Annotated in this window: 17 protein-coding genes and 1 pseudogene; 4 read left to right on the top strand and 14 right to left on the bottom strand. The window is 71.7% G+C overall.

Features of this window, described 5'->3' with window-relative positions; all coding sequences use genetic code 11:
• Window positions 1-4: 4 nt before the first annotated feature.
• From MXD95_RS24160 to MXD95_RS24125, 9 genes and pseudogenes are all read right to left on the bottom strand, one after another.
• The gene (locus tag MXD95_RS24160; protein WP_250643020.1) at window positions 5-394 is read right to left on the bottom strand and encodes a hypothetical protein; all 390 of its coding nucleotides are present in this window, start codon (window positions 392-394) and stop codon (window positions 5-7) included.
• Between the two features lie 146 nt (window positions 395-540).
• Complete coding sequence (locus tag MXD95_RS24155) at window positions 541-1,128, bottom strand: hypothetical protein (RefSeq protein ID WP_250643019.1); 588 nt, start codon at window positions 1,126-1,128, stop codon at window positions 541-543.
• 6 nt (window positions 1,129-1,134) lie between these two features.
• Window positions 1,135-1,344 (bottom strand): hypothetical protein, encoded by a 210-nt coding sequence (locus tag MXD95_RS24150; RefSeq protein WP_250643018.1) that lies wholly within the window; start codon window positions 1,342-1,344, stop codon window positions 1,135-1,137.
• 689 nt (window positions 1,345-2,033) lie between these two features.
• Window positions 2,034-2,146: pseudogene (locus MXD95_RS29040) on the bottom strand (integrase); the annotation flags it as partial.
• Between the two features lie 235 nt (window positions 2,147-2,381).
• Window positions 2,382-2,585 carry a class I SAM-dependent methyltransferase gene (locus MXD95_RS24145; RefSeq protein WP_250643017.1) on the bottom strand — a complete coding sequence of 68 codons (204 nt, stop codon included), beginning with the start codon at window positions 2,583-2,585 and terminating at the stop codon, window positions 2,382-2,384.
• Between the two features lie 112 nt (window positions 2,586-2,697).
• A complete protein-coding gene (locus tag MXD95_RS24140; RefSeq protein WP_250643016.1) occupies window positions 2,698-2,907 on the bottom strand; it encodes a cold-shock protein in 210 nt (69 codons plus the stop codon).
• A 370-nt stretch (window positions 2,908-3,277) separates the two neighbouring features.
• Entirely contained in the window at window positions 3,278-4,870 is a 1,593-nt protein-coding gene (locus tag MXD95_RS24135; RefSeq protein ID WP_308301570.1) for an FAD-dependent monooxygenase, read from the bottom strand.
• A 425-nt stretch (window positions 4,871-5,295) separates the two neighbouring features.
• Window positions 5,296-6,201: an SAM-dependent methyltransferase gene (locus MXD95_RS24130; RefSeq protein ID WP_250643015.1), complete on the bottom strand. Its 906-nt coding sequence runs from the start codon at window positions 6,199-6,201 to the stop codon at window positions 5,296-5,298.
• A 203-nt stretch (window positions 6,202-6,404) separates the two neighbouring features.
• On the bottom strand, window positions 6,405-7,163 hold the full coding sequence (locus MXD95_RS24125; RefSeq protein ID WP_250643014.1) for a maleylpyruvate isomerase family mycothiol-dependent enzyme: 759 nt from the start codon (window positions 7,161-7,163) through the stop codon (window positions 6,405-6,407).
• A 407-nt stretch (window positions 7,164-7,570) separates the two neighbouring features.
• On the opposite strand from MXD95_RS24125, the gene MXD95_RS24120 reads away from it, so the two are divergent.
• Window positions 7,571-7,858, top strand: a complete 288-nt coding sequence (locus tag MXD95_RS24120; RefSeq protein ID WP_250643013.1) for a hypothetical protein — start codon at window positions 7,571-7,573, stop codon at window positions 7,856-7,858.
• Between the two features lie 41 nt (window positions 7,859-7,899).
• Here MXD95_RS24120 and MXD95_RS24115 read toward each other — a convergent pair whose 3' ends face one another.
• Window positions 7,900-8,340, bottom strand: coding sequence for a nuclear transport factor 2 family protein (locus MXD95_RS24115; protein ID WP_250643012.1), 441 nt, complete (start codon window positions 8,338-8,340; stop codon window positions 7,900-7,902).
• Window positions 8,341-8,551: 211 nt separating this feature from the next.
• Between MXD95_RS24115 and MXD95_RS29745 the strand changes: the two genes are divergently transcribed.
• Both MXD95_RS29745 and MXD95_RS24105 read left to right on the top strand, forming a co-directional pair.
• Window positions 8,552-8,689 carry a hypothetical protein gene (locus tag MXD95_RS29745; RefSeq protein ID WP_250643011.1) on the top strand — a complete coding sequence of 46 codons (138 nt, stop codon included), beginning with the start codon at window positions 8,552-8,554 and terminating at the stop codon, window positions 8,687-8,689.
• A gap of 11 nt (window positions 8,690-8,700) precedes the next feature.
• On the top strand, window positions 8,701-8,940 hold the full coding sequence (locus MXD95_RS24105) for a type 2 periplasmic-binding domain-containing protein (protein WP_250643010.1): 240 nt from the start codon (window positions 8,701-8,703) through the stop codon (window positions 8,938-8,940).
• A 32-nt stretch (window positions 8,941-8,972) separates the two neighbouring features.
• On the opposite strand, the gene MXD95_RS24100 is transcribed toward MXD95_RS24105, so the two are convergent.
• From MXD95_RS24100 to MXD95_RS24090, 3 genes are all read right to left on the bottom strand, one after another.
• Window positions 8,973-9,449, bottom strand: a complete 477-nt coding sequence (locus MXD95_RS24100) for a hypothetical protein (RefSeq protein WP_250643009.1) — start codon at window positions 9,447-9,449, stop codon at window positions 8,973-8,975.
• A gap of 259 nt (window positions 9,450-9,708) precedes the next feature.
• Window positions 9,709-10,203 carry an RICIN domain-containing protein gene (locus MXD95_RS24095; RefSeq protein ID WP_250643008.1) on the bottom strand — a complete coding sequence of 165 codons (495 nt, stop codon included), beginning with the start codon at window positions 10,201-10,203 and terminating at the stop codon, window positions 9,709-9,711.
• 350 nt (window positions 10,204-10,553) lie between these two features.
• Window positions 10,554-11,459, bottom strand: coding sequence for a Vgb family protein (locus tag MXD95_RS24090; RefSeq protein ID WP_250643007.1), 906 nt, complete (start codon window positions 11,457-11,459; stop codon window positions 10,554-10,556).
• Between the two features lie 337 nt (window positions 11,460-11,796).
• Here MXD95_RS24090 and MXD95_RS24085 point away from each other — a divergent pair, with 337 nt between their 5' ends.
• The gene (locus tag MXD95_RS24085; protein ID WP_250643006.1) at window positions 11,797-13,581 is read left to right on the top strand and encodes an FAD-dependent monooxygenase; all 1,785 of its coding nucleotides are present in this window, start codon (window positions 11,797-11,799) and stop codon (window positions 13,579-13,581) included.
• A 569-nt stretch (window positions 13,582-14,150) separates the two neighbouring features.
• On the opposite strand, the gene MXD95_RS24080 is transcribed toward MXD95_RS24085, so the two are convergent.
• Window positions 14,151-15,410: an epoxide hydrolase family protein gene (locus MXD95_RS24080; protein ID WP_250643005.1), complete on the bottom strand. Its 1,260-nt coding sequence runs from the start codon at window positions 15,408-15,410 to the stop codon at window positions 14,151-14,153.
• Window positions 15,411-15,688: the final 278 nt, after the last annotated feature.

Raw genomic sequence — 15,688 nt, 5'->3', positions numbered from 1 at the left:
GGGTTCATCCGGCGCGCTGCCCGATACGCAGGACGCTCAGGTAGCGGCGTGGCGCCCGGTCACCCATCCGGGTGCGGACGCGCTCGGCGATCGCGTCGAGCAGGGGCTCACGGACGTCGTGGTCGAGTGTGCGGTAGATCGAGTGCGTGCGGAGCAGATCGGCGAAACCGCCGCCGTCGAACCTCGGATACCAGCGCACGATCGTGGGGCCGAACAGGCTGCCGGGATCCTCGACCAGCCCCCACCCCTCGTCCGTGCTGCGCACGTCGACCTCCAGCGGCGGATGGCCCCAGGCCGGATCGCCAGGGGCGAACCGCTGGTGCAGATCGGCGGTCTCGGCGTACACCTCCGGCTCACCCGGCCTGCGGACGACGACATTGCCCAGCAGCGCCATCAAGCCCCCGGGACGAAGAACCTCGTGCGCCCGCCCCCAGCCGATCGACGGATCGACCCAGTGCCACGACGACGCGGCCACTAGTGCAGGGTCCGGCGGGCAGCGGTAGCTGACTGTCGAGCTCGGCCACCACCACGTGGCGGTACCTAAGGCGCGTCCTGCGCGTCACCGTCGTGGTCCATGAGTGGGACGTCGACGCTGAGTGCGGCCGCTTCCAGCTCGTAGCTGTCGCCCTGTTCGGCGAGCCGGGTGGCTGCCTCGTAGAGGCTGGGCAGGACGAGAAAGTCCTTGCTGCGTCCCGCGGTCTCCTTCGAGCGGATGATGTGCTCCAGGCTGGCGACGTGGATGGTCAGGCCGTAGTCGGGCAGCTCGTAGCTGCGGGCCTGCCGGCGCAGCGCGTCGTAGGGGCCGACCCCGGGCAGTTCGATCAGGACGTCGAGCGCGCCGGCGGACGTTATGTACATGGCCATGTAGTCCGTGTAGAACTCGGCTGGTTCCACGACCGGGTGCGCCACGTACTCGGTGGAGTTGACGGCCTTCTTCGTCGTGGCTGGGCCGGAGAGAACGGCCGCGAGCCGGGCGAGGTTCTCCGGTGTGGGCTCGGGGACGATGTCGAGATCGTCGGTGATGTTCGGGGCGCCCTGGAGCCGGGCCCCGACCCCACCGACGATCACATAGGTCACCTGATGGTCGGCCAGGCGCCGTAGCAGGCCGCGCAGCTCGAATCTGCTCACCGTCGGCTACCGCTGCCCGGTGGGGCGCAGGGCCGACAGTGTCTCGACCTGGTCCTCCAGCTGCCGCAGCCGGTCCTCGGGCGACATCGCGAGGATCGCCTCGACCTGGACCCGCAGACCCGGATCCGACGTCCACGGCCGCCCCACCAGGGCACGCGCGCGCACCATCGCCTGGGCTGCGCGTTCGCGGTAGTAGGCCGCGCGGTCGCTGGCCACCTGCTGATCGCCAGCCCTGACCGATGCCGCCGGTTCACGGGGAGCGAGGTCGTCTGCCCGAGTCTCCACGCAGCCAAGGATGCCAGCCATCCGCGTCAGGGAGGCCGAGCGTGCCAGACCAGCATCACCCGACACCGGCCAGCGCCCGGGTAGCTATGAGGCCTCGATGAATAGCCGTGCGCGGGGCCACCCAGGCATCGGAGGTCGAAAGGCGGGGTTGCCTGGCCGCTGCAACACGCCTCACCCAGCCCGCCCGGAGAGCGGTGCCGCACCTGATGCCCGCGGCCGGTGCGGCTGCCGTCAGCGTGAGCCGGCTGCTACCCGCCCGGGTTCGGCCACCACCGCCGCGATCCTGCTCGCGAGCGCCTCGACCAGCCGGATCGCCTGGAGGACAGACAGGTTCAAAACGATTTCTGTGTCTGCCCCGGCCTGCAGTCGTACCGATACGTCCGCCATCGTTGGCGCCCTTCATCGCGAGTAGATCGTCCCTCGTTCGGAGGCCCTGTCGACGCTACGGGGAAGCTGACGATGGCGCGGCGAAAGGTGGGCAGCAGCACCGTTACGGTCCCTGCGGCGGATCGACAGCAGCGCTGGGCAAGCGAGCGATCCCGTTCAGGCAGGTCTGATACCGGCCAGCGGCCGCCTCGATATGACCGGCCGAGTTCCGCCGCGCTGCCGCTGCGGCATCAGGGTGCGGGGGCGACGCCGGCGCGGTGCGGGATCCGCCAGACGGTGGCGACCCCGACCGAGTAACCCAGCCCGACGAGCTCTCCCTGATCCTGCGGTGGCCCCAGATCGGGTTTCTGGAGCCCCACAGGAGGCGGGCACGCGACGGACTACGAGCCACCGCCGCGCCCATGCCCCGTGCGGTGACGAACACGTACGCGTCGAACGCCGCCACCGCCTCGGCCCACGCCTTCGTGTGCGGATGCTGGTACTGGCCCATCGCCGGCGGCATCTTCTCGTCCAGATGCGGCAGGTTGAGATCCTTCAGTCGAGCAGCCCGAAACGGGCGTCCGCGCCCTGCTCGACGGCGGTCACCGAGCCTCCCAGTGCCGCGAGCGCGGCGTCGCCTGACCGGTTCCGCAGCCCACCTCAAGCACCGACGACTGCGTGTCCATGCCGGTGATGGCGACGAGGTCCGCGAACAACTCCTCGGGGTATCCCGGCCGAAACCGGTCGTAGAGTTCCGGCACCTCGTTGAACACCCGGCCGACGTCACGGGAATACGAACCGGCCACCACGCCATCCTGCCAGCACCTGGCACCGACACTTGTTCCGGGCCAGGACGTGGAAGCCGCCCGATCACCCTGATCTGCCTGGTCGCTGCGTCGCGGCGGTCGTGGTGTGGGGCTATTCGGGCTGGACCTCGTCGGCCTGCAGGCCCTTCTGGCCCTGCACCGCCACGAAGGTCACGGCCTGGCCTTCCTTGAGGGACTTGAAACCGTTGCCCTGGATCGCCCTGAAGTGGACGAAAAGGTCGGCGCCGTTCTCCGGAGTGATGAAACCGTACCCCTTCTCGTCGTTGAACCATTTCACGACACCGCGCTGCCGTTCACTCATGCAGTCGTCACCTTCACTCGGAGTGCCGATCGCGTCGGGGCCATTGTGCCCCGTGACCCGGACATCCTCACCTGGACACGCTCTGCCTGCCGGCCTGGATCGTGCGTTGCAGGACGTCGGCGATGGCCGTGGTGACGACCTTGTCGAGAGCTCCGGCGTCGGGTGGGATGTCGCGGCGGCCCGCGAACAGCAGGTGCCCTCCCCGATCAGCGTGAACGCGAGCGAGTCGACGTCGACGTCGACGTCGACCGCGACGCGGCCCAGGTCGCGCTCGTACCGGCGACGGTGCCAGTCCCGGCGGACCGGCGCAGAGCGCCTGCGGTCGTGTCGTTAAAGGAAAAGGAACGCCCCCCGCCGCCGCGGCCCGGGGCTAGGCAAGGCGCTGAGCCGATGGTGCGGCGGGCCGCGGCGAGCCCGCGGGGAGCGCCGGGCCGGCGGGGGCGCCGAACCAGGTGGGCAGCGCGCCGAGCAGATCCTGCTGGTCATCGCCGATCCAGGCCACGTGACCGTCCGGGCGTAGCAGCGCCGCGGGGACGTCGAGTTCCTCGCTGACGTCGACGACGTGGTCGACGCGGTCCGCCCAGCCGGCGACCGAGAGCCGGCCGGTCTGGTCGAGCAGCAGGCCACGGCCGGCGTGCATCAACGCGTAGAGGCGGCCCCGGGTGAGCCCGATGTCCCGCATCCGCCGCCCGAGCAGACGATGGCCCGCGCCTGCCCGGTCCTCCCCGTCGCCGGCCTTGTCGCCTTCGTCACCGAGGTTGTCGGGCCTCCGGCCGACGTCACCGGCCTGCTGGCCGAGGTCGTAGCGGATCCCGATCGCGGTGATCTTCTCGATCAGGTGGTGGTTCACCTCGTCGAAGCTCACCAGTTCGGCCAGCAGCCGGCGGACCGCCTGGGGGCCGGGCTCGGGGGACAGCAGCTGCATCTGCGCGCGGGTGTTGTCCAGCACGTCGGCGGCGACCGGATGCCGCTCGGTGTGATAGCTGTCCAGCAGCCCGCACGGGGCCCAGCCGTGGACATCGGCGGCGAGTTTCCAGCCGAGGTTGAACGCGTCCTGGAGACCGAGGTTGAGCCCCTGCCCGCCGGTCGGCGGGTGGATGTGCGCCGCGTCGCCGGCCAATAGCACCCGGCCGGTGCGGTAACGCTCGGCGAGCCGGGTGGCGTCGCCGAAGCGGGACAGCCAGCGCGGGGAGTGCACGCCGAAGTCGGTGCCGGCGAACACCCGCAGCCGCTGGGCGAACTCCTCGAGGCTCGGCGCGACCGTGCGGTCCTCGGCCACCCCGCCGGCGGGCACGATGATCCGATACAGCCCGTCTCCGAGCGGGGCGGCGCCGAACCGCTTGTGGGTCCGGCGAACGTCGGCGACCACGTCGGTCAGCGTCTGCGCCGCCACGGCGACCTCCATCTCCCCGAGCAGCGTCTCGACCCTGGTGGGCTCGCCGGGGAAGGCGACGCCGAGCAGCCGGCGCACCGTGCTGCGCCCGCCGTCGCAGCCGACGAGGTAACGCGCCCGCAGCCGGGTGCCGTCGGCCAGGTCGGCGGTGACGCCCTGGTCATCCTGGGTCAGCCCGACCAGGGCGCAGCCGCGGCGGATCCGCGCGCCGAGCCCGGTGGCATGCTCGGCCAGCAGACGTTCGGTGACAGGCTGGGGGATGGCGAGGACATAGGAATGGGCGGTGTCGAGCCGGGCGGGCCACGAGGTGGCCAGGCCGGCGAAGAAACCGCCGACGGCGACCTGCCGGCCGAGCGAAAGGAACTGCTCCAGCAGGCCACGCTGATCCATCACCTCAATGCTGCGTACGTGCAGGCCGAGCGCGCGGACGTGCCCGGTCGGTTCCGCCAGCCGCTCCAGCACGACCGTACGCACGCCGTGCAGGCGCAGCTCGCCGGCGAGCATCAGGCCCGTCGGTCCGCCACCGACGACGATGACGTCGGCGTCGGTGGCGGCGTCGGTGTGCGTCACTGACCGCCCTCCGCGCGGTCTTTCGTGGCGTCCCCGCGCGACTCGGTCGTCTTTCGCGACACTGGCATTCCCTGGCTCCCCTTTTTCCGTGGTTTCTGGCCTCGGCCGGGAATTCTGCAGCACAACCTGGGTCTTGCCGCAAGCCCCCAGGTGTGCTATAGATTAGAAGTGGAAGGAAGTTCTTATTCTCCTTTCCGCGCGATTGTGTGCAATGGGCGGATGACCTCCTCGTGCAGCGCGCCGGCCGGATGAACAAGCAGGCCGCGATATGCGGATCTCCACCCCAGCCTGGCCTGCTTCGGCCACGGCGAACCGGTCACCGCCGACGCCGGCACGGCCCCGCGGGGCGGCACTGCGCCGCCCCGCGCTGACCACCACGGACCTGACGGGTTGTGAGGCCGGCGCTGAACCTCGGTCCGGGCAGGTCAGATGCGGCGGAGATCCGCGGTGAGAAAGCGCGTGTCGAACCAGGGCCGGGTGGGCGCCCCCGTGAACGGGTCGGTCAGATCGCGGCCGTACCGGCGGGCGACGTCGGTGTCGTCGTCCTCGTGGACGGTCCAGCCGTTCGGGGGTAGCCACTGGGCTGGGTCCGCGCGAGGCTCGGTGTTGAACAGCGACCGTGCCTCGATGCCGGACCGGCGGCTGAGCTGTTCCAACGTCGCGGCATCGCGTGCCAGACGGTCCAGATCGGCGAAACGGTCCAGAGCCAGGCGGCTGCCCACGCAGGACAGCCGGTGGATCTGCCGCAGCAGATGGTCCTCGACGGCGGCGGGAAGGTAGCCGAGCAGGCCCTCCACGATCCATACGGTCGGCACAGCCGGATGAAACCCTGCCGCGGTGAGCGCGCCCACCCAGTCCACGCGCAGGTCGGCGCCGACCGTGACACGCCGACAGCCAGGCTGCGCCTGTCCGCCGCGCAGCACGTCGTTCTTGAACGCAAGCACCTGCGGCTGGTCCAGTTCGTAAAGGGTGAGGCCAGGCGGCCAGGGCAGCCGGAACGCCCGGGTGTCCAGTCCCGCGGCGAGCAGCACGACCTGGCCGACGCCGTCGCGAACCGCGTCCTGGATGACGTCGTCATAGAACCGTGTACGCACGCCGATGAATCGAGAGGTGTGCAGGGACAGCTTGTGCCGGTCGCTCACCGCCTCGCCCTCGGCCGGCCAGCGCAGCAGGAACGGGACCGGCGAGTCCACCGCGTTCAGGAACTCGGCACCGAACGGGTCGTTGATGAGCGCGTCGGGCATCGACGACTCCACGCTTCGAGACGCGGCTATGCCGAGGGCCGTGATGCCGGGACCGGTAACGATGTCCCAGCCCTGTTGCGCCGCCATGCCGTCATCCTTTCCGTCCTCGCTCGCGGCCGGCTCACCGGCACCTTCCAACACCGACCCCGGGCCGCGGACGGAGGGGTTCGGCGTCGCCATCTGGAATGGTCCCGGTGCGCCCGGCGGGAGCCAGTCGGCCGCGCCCCGGTGCGACGGCGCGCTGAGAGGTGCTGCACGCGACGGCCAGCTGACCGCCGCCCCTCGGTGGGTCAGAAGGCGGTGCGGTCCAGCCAGGTGTCGAGTGCCTTCGGATCGCCGGAGATCGCCAGCCGGGCATTGTCGGCGGAGATCCGGCGCAGCGCCAGCAGATACAGATCGACCGCGGCGCCGGAGACGGTCACCGTGGCCGCCGCGGGCACCCCGGTCCACGCGACGGTGTCGGCGCTGCGAGCGACGGACCAGCTCGTCGCGCTGTCGGTCGCGGTCAACGTCAGGGTGGTCCCGTCCTCCAGCGGTACCGCGAACCATGGTGGTCCGACGGCGATCAGGTCCAGCAGTTCGGACAGGCCGTCGGCGGCGATCGCGGGGGCCATGACCACCTCGCGGCCGAGCGCCAGCAGGGCGTCGGCGCGGTGCCCGGTGTCCTCGTGCAGCCGTCGCCGGATCCACCACCGCGCCGGTCGCAGCCCTCCGAACGGGGTCCACACCGGCACATCGGGACCGGTCGCGTCGACCGCGGTGATGATCTGCCGGGCGCTGTCGCGCAGCCACGCGACCGCGGCCTGCTGATCGCGTGGCCGCCGCACGTCCGGGACCTCGGCGAAGGCGACGTTCTCGGTGCTGCGGCGCGTCACAATCGTCGCGGTCCAGCGATGCCCGCCGCCGACGTGGGCGACCAGAGTGGCCAGGGTCCAGCCCGGGCAGGTCGGGACGGGCGTGGTGGGATCGCAGTCGCGATAGAGATCGGCCAGCAGATCGGTCTCGGTCAGCAACGCCGCCCGCGCCGCCTGCGGATCCAGAGAATGCACGATCCCGACCGTAGCCCATCCGCACGGGCCGCACCGGTGATGCCCGACCAGGCCGACCTCATGGGACACAGCCGCTCGAGACCACCCGGATCTACGCCCAGTCCACCGACGCCGACCGCGCCGCGGCCCTCGGCCTGCTACCCGCCGACCGCCGAGGGCCGAGGGCCGACAGCCGGCCGCTTGCCGCAGCCCCAACCGTTTCCCCGAACACCTGTGGGCCACCATCGCCGCCGACGTCTGGGACCACACCCAGGCCGCGACAACCGGACCAGCCCCAGGGGCCTGAGCGGCAGCCGAACAGTCAGCGGCGCCCACGGCCTGTTCCATCTGCCGGCCGGGTCGGCGCCGTGCCGAACACCGCGGGGCCACGCGTTACGGGTGCCCGCGGTCTGTCGGAGGGCGCTGGCATGCTTGGGAGCGTGCAGACTCAGGTCGATGGCCTCGCCTTCAGCCCGCCTCCCCTGCCGGTCGGGGAGGTGCCGCAGGCGGCTGAGGAGCGCGCGGCGTACTACCGGGCCCGGGCGGCGGAGGCGATGGTGCGTGCGCGTGCCCTTGTGGGGCGACCGTGGACATCGGATCCGGGTCTGCGGGTCCAGGTCGAGGCGATCCTCGCGATGTCGCCCGAGGACCGGCTGCGGCAGCTGGAGGACCAGGTCGAGACACTGTCGGCCCTGCGCCCCACCGAGCGGGGATAGCCCGGCAGCGGTCGGCCCTGCGCTGCGGCCCCGGCGCCCGGTCAGCCCAGGGCGTCGACAGCGAGCCCGGCGGCGTCCGCCGCCGCCAGGACGTTGACGTAGTCGCGCAGGTGGATGATCTGGCCGTCGCGGACGGTGAACACGACGATGTTGGGCAGGGTGAACTCGCGTCCGGTGGAGGTGTTCCTCCCGATCGCCTCCTGCTCGACAATGATTGTCCGCGGGTCGCCGGTGTCGTGGGTGGCGAGGGTGCGGTACCGCTCGTAGCGCAGCGGGAGGGCCCGCCAGCCCGCGGTTATCCAGCCCACGATCTCGTCGCGGCCGGTGAGCCGGGACGCCATGCCGGGCGGGGTGAACGGGAACTCGTGGACCGCGTCGGGGGCGTAGAGACGCCACACGGCGTCGGCGGCCTGGCTGACCGCCGCCCGGCGGTACTGCTCCAGGACGTCGCGCGGGTCCGCCGTCGGGTCGATCGGATCCATGTCGCAAGCGCACCTCTCTGGCTGCCGCTGCCGGGAAGGAGGGCTGGCCGCCCAGATTACGACCATCGGCGCGGTGCGTCCAAGGCCGGCTGGGTCCTGATCGATAACCTGGCGGCATGGATCGTCCGCTGGAGCCCCGGGAGCTGGCGCAGTTCCTGGCGATGGCCGACGAGCTGCACTTCGGCCGGGCCGCGGCATCGCCCAGCCGGCGTTGTCGCGGACCGTCCAGAAGCTTGAACGCCGCCTGGGCGTCGTCCTGCTCAGGCGGCGCACCCGGCGGGCGAGCGCGCAGGACCCGCACCTGGTCCTGGCGATGAAGGCGGGTGCCTCAACACCGAGCCGCTGCTGACCGCACCGCTGATGGCGGTGCTGCCCGCCGCGCACCCGCTGGCCGCGCGGGCCAGCCTTCGCACCGGCGACCTTCGCGACGAGAACGTGCACCTGCGGCGCGGGCCGTCCACCGGTCCCGAGCCGGCCAGCCTCACGGAACTGCTACAACTCGTCGCGCTGGGTCAGAAGCTCGCCCTGGTCCGCGCGATGCTCCCGACCCTCGGGGCCACGACGAGCATCGTCTTTCCCCTCACGACACCGGCGACCTGAGGCTGTCGCAACCTCCCCAGCCGGCACCGCTCTTAGCGCCGCCCGACGCCAGAGCGGTGGACCGGCCCGGACCGATGGACGGCCCCGGAGCGGTAGACCGTCCCAGAGCGGTAGATCACCGTGGGCCCGGGGCTCGGCGCGGTCCCAGAGTCCGGGGCCGTCCCAGAGTCCGGGGTCGTCCCAGAGTCCGGGGTCGTCCCAGAGGCCGGGGTCGTCCCAGAGGCCGCGCCCGACTGGTACACCGTGCCGGACCGATAGACCGTGGCGGACCGGTACGTCCGGTGGGACACGCCGACGGCACCGTGCCGGTGGGCCCCGCCGCCCCTGGGCGGCCGTGCCTGGGCCGCGGCCGCGGGCAGGAACGCGAAGGCCGCGGCGAGGGCCAGGGCGAGGATCGGCAGGAACGTCCGCTTGAGAATCATGTTCTGCTTCCCGTCGTTGGGTCGCGACTCGTGGGGACGCCGCTGGACACGGGACGGTGGCCACTTCGTCACGACGATGTCACCCATGGGATGGGTTCGATCGCCGTCGGTTACATCATGGGGGATGGATGTCGGGCGCGCCACCGCGCCCATCCTGCGCGGGGAACGGCGCGATGATCGCAATCGGTCGGGTTGTACGGGCGGGAAAGCGGTCCGGTGATCGACGTCCTGGATCTCCTCGTTCCGCGTTGATGCCCGCGGGATCACCGCGGTGGTGCGGCACACCCGCGTGTGCCGCACCGGTGGTCCCGCGATTTCTTCGGTCAGCGCCTCCACCGAGGGCTGGTCACCGCCATTTCTGGTAGCTGCCGTCGTTGCAGCCCAGCGTGTAGACCTTCCGGCCGCCGTTGGAATCCAGGCAGAACCCCGTGGCGAGGTTGCGGAACGTGCGGGTTCCGAAGCCGCCGTTGTTCACCGTCCATTTCTGGTAGCTGCCGTCGTTGCAGCCCAGCGTGTAGACCTTCCGGTCGGCGTTGCTGTCGAGACAGCGACCGGTGGCCTGGTCCCGCAGGGTGACCACCCCGTTGAACGCGGTGGAACCGAGCGACCAGCCCTGGTAGGGCCCGCCGTTGCACCCGAGGGTGTAGACCTCACCCTTGCTGTTGCTGTCCAGACAGAAACCCGTCGCGAGATTGACAAATGTTCGCCCAGATGCGGCCTGCGCGCTGCCGGCCAGGCCCAGAGTCAGCAGGAGTGCCACGGTCGCGCCGAGCGACGTGACCAGCCGGCACCTTTTCGGCAAAACCTTGCCACAGGTCCGCAGGAAAGACATGGTAACCATGATCCCGGAATGCCTCCGATCGGGTTTGACGATTTCCGGGAAAGGTAGACCGCGCGGAAGCGAAGGTCAACACCCATGGCCGCGAAACCGATATCGACGATGTCGATTTCCTGACACCGCGAGATTCCGGTAAAGCGGAAATCATTGGACGAAAGGCGGCATCGCGGCGCTCGGAGTCTCAACGACGGGTATCTCCGGCATATCAGGCGGATCAGTAATGTCGGCTGTGGTGCTCGCGCGTCGACGCGCCGGCTCTCGACGACGGCACGTCGACCGGTGACCTCACCTCCTACGACGCGCCCGTGCGCTCGTCGACCAGGCGCTGCCCGCGCTCCCGGCGCCGGGCCACCTCAGGCGCGCCGCAGGCGCGCGAGCCCGCCGGTCTCGAGGGCGACGCAGACCGTGCCGTCCGGGGCGATGGTCAGGCCGTGCGGTTCGCTGGACGCGATGGGCAGGTCGTATTCGTCAATCGCCCCGTCCGCAGTGATGTGCCCGATGCGGCCCGCGGCCCAGGCGGTGTACCAGCAGCCGGTGCCCGCCGGGTCGGCGATGATCGCGTGCGGCCGGGCGTCCCGGTGGGGCAGGGGGAACTCCTCGATGTGTCCGTCCGGGCTGATCCGGCCGATCTGGCCCGCGGCGATCTCGACGAACCAGACGGTGTCCTCGGCGTCGCGGCAGATTCCCACCGGGGCGGCGCCGGGGGTGGGCAGCGGATAGACGGTGATCTGCCCGGCCGGGGTGATGCGGCCGATCGCGTGCGCCTGGTTGAGGGTGAACCAGACAGTGTCACCGGCCCCGGCGGTGATCGCCGCCGGGACGCCACCCGCCGCGGGCAGAGGGAACTCGGCGATCGCGCCGTCGGTGGTGATCCGGCCGATCCGGTTGCCGGTCATCTCGGTGAACCACAGGGCGCCGTGCGGGCCCGCGGTGATGCCGAAGGGCCCGCTGTGCGCGGTGGGAGTGGGATAGGAGCTGGTCTCGCCGTCGGTGGTGATCCGGCCGATCCGGTGGTCGCGGTTGCGGGTGAACCACAGTGCGCCGTCCGGCCCCTCGGTGATGATCGACGGCCCGCAGGAGGCCGGGATGAGCGGGTAGGTGTCGAGGTGGCCGTCGTGGGTCAGCCGGGCGATCCGCCCGGCGTGGACGAACGTGATCCACAAAGCTCCGTCGGGGCCGGGCGTCACATCGTAGGGGCCGGCCTCGGGGCCCGCTACCCGCGTCTCGTGGATGGTGACCGCTTCGTCGTGGGGGGTCACGGATCTCCTCGCGGCGATGGGTTCGGGCTGGGGCAGGTCGGTGCGAACGGTGTCGTCCTCCGGTTCACCGCACGCGCGGGCGCGGCAGGAGCGCCCTGTCGTGGTGCTGGCGCCGCGTCTGGTGTCACGGCCGTGAGGGGCTCGTGCCTCTCGCGGTCTCCCCATGCTCGCATCCGAGCGCGGCGTCGCCGTTCGTGGTGGGTCCGCGCACACCACCGACCTGCCACCCCAGGGTCACAAAGAGACCACACTCGGTATCTAAGAGTGATGAGTAGGTTACTGTCAGCTCTACCACATGGTGGGCTGATCATCGTGGCGTAGCAGAAGGAGCGCGCGGGTGAGCGCTACAGCCCCGGACGCGGCGTTGCGCGCGGACGTGCTGATCGCCGGGTACGGGCCGGTGGGCGCGGTCCTGGCCGCGCTGCTCGGCGCGCGGGGGGTGTCGGTGCTGGTGGTGGACCCGGCCACCGAGCCCCACCCCCGTCCCCGCGCCGCGGGCCTGGAGGCACAGGTCCTGCGCCTGCTCGTGGGCCTGCCGGGCATGGCCGGCCTGCTCGAGCAGGTGCTGCCCTCGGCGGGCGCGACCTACCTGGGGCCGGACCGGCGCGTGCTGCTCACCACCGGGCACGGGCCGGCGGAACTCGGCGTGCCGGTCGGCGCGTTCGTCTACCAGCCGACGGTCGAGCGGGCGTTGCGGGCCGGTATCGCGACACTGCCCGGCGTGCGGGTCCGCCTGGGTGCCGCCGTCACCGGGCTGCACCAGAATCCCGCCTCGGTGCTGGTGGACCTCGACGACGCCACCGTGGTCCAGGCCCGCTTCGTCGTCGGCTGCGACGGCGCCGCCAGCACCGTGCGCACCCTGATGGGAGTCGGCTACGAGGGCACCACCTTCGCCGAGCCGTGGCTCGTCGTCGACGTGCGCGGGCGACAGCCGCTGCCCGTGCCGGGCGACCTGGTGTTCGTCCTGGACCCGGCCCGCCCGATGGTGGCCATGCCGGTGCCGGGCGGGCACCGCTTCGAGTGGATGCTGCGCGCGGGCGAGGACCCGGCCCGGATGAGCCGGCCGGACGCGGTCGCCGGGCTGCTCGGATCGTGGATCGATCCGGAGGCGGTGGAGATCGAACGGGCGGCCGTGTACACCTTCCACGCCCGGATGGCGCGTCGCTGGCGGGTCGGGCGGGTACTGCTCGCCGGCGATGCCGCGCACACCATGCCGCCGTTCACCGGGCAGGGGCTCAACGCCGGGATCGGGGACGCGGCGGCGCTGGCCTGGCGGTTGCGCGAGGTCCTCGCCGGCCTGTCCGACGAGCGCGGCCTCGGCGACTACGAGCGGGAACGCCGCGCGCGGGCGGCGGTGATCACCAGCGGGGCGGTCCGCGCCGGCCGGGTCATCCAGACCACCAGTCCCGGACGGGCGGCGCTGTGCCGGGTGGGGCTGCGTGCCGTCGCCCGCGCACCCGGTCTGACCAGTGCCGTGCTGCGCGGCGCCGCCCTGCGGCCCCGTCCCCGTCTGCCGCGGGTGGCGGGGCGCGGCGCCGACCGCTTCGCCTTCGCCGCGGTGGTGCTGCCGAACCCCGCCGTGCGCGTCACCCACGACGTGCGCCCGGGGGGCGGCGCGGACGGTCACCTGGATGATCTGCTGGGCCCGTCCTGGGCGCTGCTCGGCCTTGGCGTCGACCCCGAGCACGCGCTGTCGCCCGCGGCCCGCGCGTGGCTGCGCGCCCGCGACGCGACCCTGCTCACGGTCACCCGCCCCGGCGCGGCGGGTCCGGCGGTGGCCGGTGGCGTCCGCTCCACCAGCACCGTCGTCGAGGATCTCGAGGGCACGCTGCTGCGGTTCCTGCGCCGCGGTGACGCGCCGCGCCTCGTCGTCGTCCGACCCGACCGCCACCTGCTCGGCGTGTTCCCGGCGCCCCTGCCCGCCGGTGTCCTGCCCGGCCCGGGCGTGGGCGTGGGCGTGGCCGGCGCGCCGGACCGGCCGGCCCCCCGCAGGTCGTGGGAGACCACGACGGCGCCGCACCCACCTCGGCGAGAAGGGCCGCGGGGTGTGCCGTCATGGTCGGAGGGCGCCGAGGGCCGGGGCGTAGCGAACATCCCGCGGGTCCGCCCGGGTGAGGGCTGAGGTTGCTTCTCGTGGATGTCCGGCTCGCGGCCGGGTTCACCCCGTGGATCTCACTGTCCGTGATGGGCTTCGGTGGTGGTGGCGCTGCAGACGGGCGGAGATGTCGCCTCTACCGGGTATTCCGTCCCATTTGTCCCTTCGTAACCCTGTAGAAGCGACGCGGAGGTTTTTCGGGGCCGATCCGTCGTCACGCGCGGTGGTGGGGAGGGGTGGTGGCGGGTCGCCCGGTGGGGGGAGGGTTCGCCGGTCGTGACGACCGGAGCTGATGGTGACGGCGGAGGCGCCGTGCGTCACCGGCGACCGGCGACCGGCGACGCGGTACGCCGGACGGTGCGTGTGCCGCCGAAGATGTCGGACGTGATCCGAGATCGGGCGGGAACTGGCCGGTCCGCTGCGATGAACCATCATGATCATTGCCGGTGCCGGCTGGTACGAAGAAGGCCCCATCGATGCGGAGACGCCGATGCGGATGCTGTTCGACGCCGTGGTACGGACAAGCTACGGCCAGCTTTCCCTGTGCGGCGGCGACGAGTCGGCCCAGGGCGGAACCGGCGTGGAGCGGGGGCGGGTCAGGAGGTTGGGCGGCGGCCGCGGAAGGTGCGGCGCAGGTCGTCGACCCACTCGGTGGGAATCTCCCAGGGGATGAAGTGGCCGCCGTGGTCGTGGGCGGTGACGTTGACGTGGTTGCACCAGTCGGCCTGCGGGCTTTGCGTGTACGCCCGCACACGTTCGTCCGCGGTGTGGATGCCGGGCGGGTTCTCGTAGGTGACGAAGGTGAGGCCGACCGGGGCCTGCACGACCGGGGTGCGGTCGTGGGCGGGGACCCACGGGTAGCGGTTGGCGTTGGCGTAGTACCGCATCGACGTGGCGATGGCGTTGTTCACCCAGTAGATCGTGGCATGGGTGAGCATGTCGTCCCTGGTGAAGACGGACTCGACGTCGCCGCCGTTGTCGCTCCAGGCGTTCCAGCGTTCCAGCAGCCAGGCGAGCAGTCCGGCGGGCGAGTCGGACAGGCCGTGGGCCAGGGTGGCGCCGTCGAGCATGTGCACGGCGAGATGGGACGCCGAGCGGCGCTCCAGCTCGACGATCCGGGCGCGGATCTCGGCGGGCTGGTCGTCGGTGAGGGGCCGTTTCTGGGCGAGGTCCCAGGCGCGCGGGCCGGTGAAGAAGTCCAGCGGCAGCCCGGAGGCGATGTGGATGCCGTACAGCTCGTCGGCGTACTTGTGGCCGAGCTGGCTTGCGACGAGCCCGCCGATGTCACAGCCGCCGGCGGCGTACTTCTCGTATCCCAGGGTCTCGGTCATCAGGGTGTGCCACAGGTCGGCGACCTTCCAGAAGTTGACGTCGGGGAAGCCGGACAGCGGGCCGGGGAAACCGAACCCGGGCAGGGACGGGACGAGCACGTCGAACGCGTCGGCGGGATCACCGCCGAAGGCGGCCGGGTCGGCGAGCGGGTCGATCACCTTCGAGAAGTGCCAGAACGTCCACGGCCAGCCGTGGGTGAGGATCAGCGGGATCGGACGGGGGCCGCGCCCGGGTCTGCGCAGGAAGTGCACCGGAACACCGTCGACGGCCACCTGGTAGTGCTCGTAGGCGTTGATGGCGGCCTCGGCCGCGCGCCAGTCGTAGCCGTCGCGCCAGTAGGCGACCAGCTCCCGCAGATAGCGCCGCGGGACGCCGTAGGACCAGTCCTCGTTCCCCTCGTCCAGCGGCGGGCGGGTCCGGGCGAGCCGGACGCGCAGGTCGTCGAGGACCTCGTCGGACACGTGGATCGGGCTGGGTGCCAGGGGGAAGGCGGATGTCGGTTCAGGGGGAGACGGGCGGGTCACCATCGGTATCCACTCCTGCGGGTTGAGGGCTGGCTGCGGCGATCTCGACCAGGCGTGCGAGCACGGGCGCGAGGGCGGCGAGGACCTCGCGGTCGGCGTCGTCCCCGTGTCGCCGTCTGTCCCAGATGGGAGTGTGGCGCCTCGGGCGTCGTGCCGGCTGGAAGTCCAGGTCGGTGTCGGCGACCCCCCAAGCGGCCGTCGCCCCCTTCTTGGTTACCCGACGCAATCACCATCGACGTCGCTTTGACCGTTGTGGCGGTCTCCGCGGCCGGCGCAGT

The sequence above is a fragment of the Frankia sp. AiPa1 genome, from assembly GCF_023243075.1.
Lineage (GTDB): Bacteria > Actinomycetota > Actinomycetes > Frankiales > Frankiaceae > Frankia.
This window is presented reverse-complemented; position numbering and strand designations above follow the sequence as displayed.

Coding starts and splice junctions, on each gene's coding strand:
- MXD95_RS24120 (WP_250643013.1), top strand. CDS start 7,571: ATGCTTGGGAGCGTGCAGACTCAGGTCGATGGCCTCGCCTTCAGCCCG.
- MXD95_RS24105 (WP_250643010.1), top strand. CDS start 8,701: ATGGCGGTGCTGCCCGCCGCGCACCCGCTGGCCGCGCGGGCCAGCCTT.
- MXD95_RS24140 (WP_250643016.1), bottom strand. CDS start 2,907: ATGAGTGAACGGCAGCGCGGTGTCGTGAAATGGTTCAACGACGAGAAG.
- MXD95_RS24130 (WP_250643015.1), bottom strand. CDS start 6,201: ATGGCGGCGCAACAGGGCTGGGACATCGTTACCGGTCCCGGCATCACG.
- MXD95_RS24160 (WP_250643020.1), bottom strand. CDS start 394: ATGGCGCTGCTGGGCAATGTCGTCGTCCGCAGGCCGGGTGAGCCGGAG.
- MXD95_RS24115 (WP_250643012.1), bottom strand. CDS start 8,340: ATGGATCCGATCGACCCGACGGCGGACCCGCGCGACGTCCTGGAGCAG.
- MXD95_RS24095 (WP_250643008.1), bottom strand. CDS start 10,203: ATGGTTACCATGTCTTTCCTGCGGACCTGTGGCAAGGTTTTGCCGAAA.
- MXD95_RS24100 (WP_250643009.1), bottom strand. CDS start 9,449: ATGGGTGACATCGTCGTGACGAAGTGGCCACCGTCCCGTGTCCAGCGG.